The organism is Ensifer sp. (assembly GCF_035999185.1).
In the GTDB taxonomy this organism is placed as follows: Bacteria; Pseudomonadota; Alphaproteobacteria; order Rhizobiales; family Rhizobiaceae; genus Ensifer.
Genome location: NZ_DASYHB010000194.1, coordinates 1 through 2,812 on the forward strand (window position 1 = coordinate 1; position 2,812 = coordinate 2,812).

General features: G+C 61.1%; 2 protein-coding genes and 1 pseudogene. All 3 read left to right on the top strand.

What is annotated here, in order from left to right; genetic code table 11:
• Positions 1-190: 190 nt before the first annotated feature.
• Complete coding sequence (gene tolB, locus VGO04_RS26140; protein WP_327498877.1) at positions 191-1,477, top strand: Tol-Pal system beta propeller repeat protein TolB; 1,287 nt, start codon at positions 191-193, stop codon at positions 1,475-1,477.
• Between the two features lie 243 nt (positions 1,478-1,720).
• On the top strand, positions 1,721-2,254 hold the full coding sequence (gene pal, locus VGO04_RS26145) for a peptidoglycan-associated lipoprotein Pal (protein WP_327498876.1): 534 nt from the start codon (positions 1,721-1,723) through the stop codon (positions 2,252-2,254).
• Positions 2,255-2,521: 267 nt separating this feature from the next.
• Positions 2,522-2,812 (top strand): annotated as a pseudogene (locus VGO04_RS26150) (tol-pal system protein YbgF); the annotation flags it as partial.

The window sequence follows — 2,812 nt, forward strand, 5'->3', positions numbered from 1 at the left end:
AACCTGCCGCCTGACAAATATGAGGGCGAAAAAGGATGGAATACCCTCGTGCTGAACTTCGACCCCTCGGAATTCGCACTCTAGAGCTGCCGGGATTGGAACCCATGCCGGATAGCAAACCACCCCTGCAAACCCTTCGTACGAAGCTGAAAGGCTTGTCTCTATGATCAAGGTCTCTCTTATCCGCGCCATGATGGTGGCCGCGGGCATGTTAGCCGCCGTCGTGGCGGCGGTGACGCCGGCGAATGCTGAAGTCGAAATCAACATCAACAAGGGCAACGTCGAACCGCTGCCGATTGCTGTCACCGACTTCCTCCAGGGCGAACTCGGCCAGAAGATCTCCGACGTGGTCGCAGCCGACCTCAAGCGTTCGGGCCTTTTCGCGCCGATCAACAAGGGCGCCTTCATCGAGAAGATCAGCAATCCGGATGCAACGCCGCGTTTCGAGGACTGGAAGGTCATCAATGCGCAGGCGCTCGTCACCGGCCGCGTGACGCAGGAAGGCGACGGCAGGCTGAAGGCCGAGTTCCGCCTGTGGGATACGTTCGGTAACAAGCAGATGACCGGCCAGCAGTTCTTCACCCAGCCGGAAAACTGGCGCCGCGTCGCCCACATCATCGCCGACGCCATCTACCAGAGCGTCACCGGTGAAAAGGGCTATTTCGACACCCGCATCGTCTATGTCGCCGAAAGCGGCCCGAAAACGGCACGCAAGCGTCAGCTCGCGATCATGGACCAGGACGGTTTCAACGCCCGTGCGCTGACCAATTCCAACGACATCGTTCTGACGCCGCGCTTCTCGCCGAACCGCCAGGAAGTCACCTACATGTCGTTCGAAAACCAGCAGCCGCGCGTCTACCTGCTGCAGCTGGAAACCGGACAGCGCGAAGTCGTCGGCAACTTCCCCGGCATGACCTTCTCGCCGCGCTTCTCGCCGGATGGCCAGCGGGTCATCATGAGCCTGCAGCAGGACGGCAACGCCAACATCTACACCATGGACCTGCGCTCGCGCACCACGACCCGCCTGACCAACACCGCAGCGATCGACACCGCCCCGTCCTATTCGCCGGATGGTAGCCAGATTGCCTTTGAAAGCGACCGTGGTGGCCGCCAGCAGATCTACGTCATGGGTGCCGACGGCTCCGGCCAGCGCCGCATCTCCTTCGGCGACGGCTCCTATTCGACGCCGGTCTGGTCTCCGCGTGGCGACCTCATCGCCTTTACCAAGCAGTCGGGCGGCAAGTTCTCGATCGGCGTGATGAAGACCGACGGTTCGGGCGAACGTATCCTGACCACCGGCTTCCACAACGAAGGCCCGACCTGGGCGCCGAACGGCCGCGTCCTGATGTTCTTCCGCCAGGGCGCCGGTTCCGGCGGGCCGCAGCTCTATTCGATCGACCTTTCCGGCTACAACGAGCAGCTGATCCAGACGCAAGGCTTTGCGTCCGACCCGGCCTGGTCGCCGCTGCTGGAGTAGATCCAGGCAGAAGCGGGATGTGGGCGGAAAACCGCAAGCCCTTTTCCTCATCTCGCTCCAGCCTGACCCGATTTGCGGCGGGGAATGTGGCAGTGACGCCGCTTTCTCGCCGCAAAGTGCTGGTCTAGCAGGCGCCGAACTTAAATTATCGATTTGTTAACCATAACTGTTGAAAAGCGATTAACCGCTTCCGGTTACAGTCTGGCAACCGTGAATTCAGACACTTCTCAAGGAGACCGGCGCATGAGCCGAATTGACACCCCGGCCGCAGGCCGCATGCAGACCATCGCTCGCAACCCGGTCATGATCGCCCTGGTCATGACGCTTGCCCTGGCTGGCTGTGCATCGAAGAAGAACCTGCCGGGCAGCGCGGGCGAACTCGGCCTCGGCGGCGCAGGCGCCGCAACGCCTGGCTCGCAGCAGGACTTCACCGTCAATGTCGGCGACCGCATCTTCTTTGACACCGACTCCACTTCGATCCGCGCAGACGCTCAGCAGACGCTCGCTCGTCAGGCCCAGTGGCTCGCCAAGTACCCGAACTACGCGATCACCATCGAAGGCCATGCCGACGAACGCGGCACGCGCGAATACAACCTGGCGCTCGGCGCCCGCCGCGCGGCTTCGACCCGCGATTACCTCATCAGCCAGGGCGTTCCGTCCAACCGCATGAAGACGATCTCCTACGGCAAGGAAAAGCCGGTCGCCGTTTGCGACGACATTTCCTGCTGGTCGCAGAACCGCCGTGCAGTGACCGTTCTTGGTGGTGCCGGCATGTAAATCCCAAGTTCCGTGGCCGGGTGTTGCCCGGTCCGGAATGGGATGTGATCCAGCGGAATACTTGCGTGTTCCTGAGATCACAGACAGCTAAATTAAAAGGGCGGCTCAGTGCCGCCCTTTGCTTTTTTACCACACTTTGGCCGAACTCCGTTGCTTTTTCAGGGCAATTGGAAAACTGTGCGGCAATCACCCAGTTGACTCGGCGAGATGTATTGCGGGGGCCCTGGTCAAGGGTGGGACAACCGGAATTCGAACAGGACAAATGAAATGAAGAAATTTGTCGTGGCGGGGCTGATCGGTCTTGCGGCCCTTTCGGGCCTCGGCCAGTCGGCGAACGCCATGCCGCTTTCAGGGCTGCTGGCCCGAACGACCGAAACCAACGCCGGGGCGCAGCAGAAACTGCCCGTGGTGAAGGTACAGTCGGCCGAGACCGCACGGATTGGCCAGCTTGAAGAACAGATCCGCTCGCTCAACGGGCGTATCGAGGAAATGAGCTTCCAGCTCCTGCAGATGCAGGAACAGATCCGGAAGTTCCAGGAGGACAACGAATTCCGCTTC

Coding starts and splice junctions, on each gene's coding strand:
- pal (WP_327498876.1), top strand. CDS start 1,721: ATGAGCCGAATTGACACCCCGGCCGCAGGCCGCATGCAGACCATCGCT.
- tolB (WP_327498877.1), top strand. CDS start 191: ATGATGGTGGCCGCGGGCATGTTAGCCGCCGTCGTGGCGGCGGTGACG.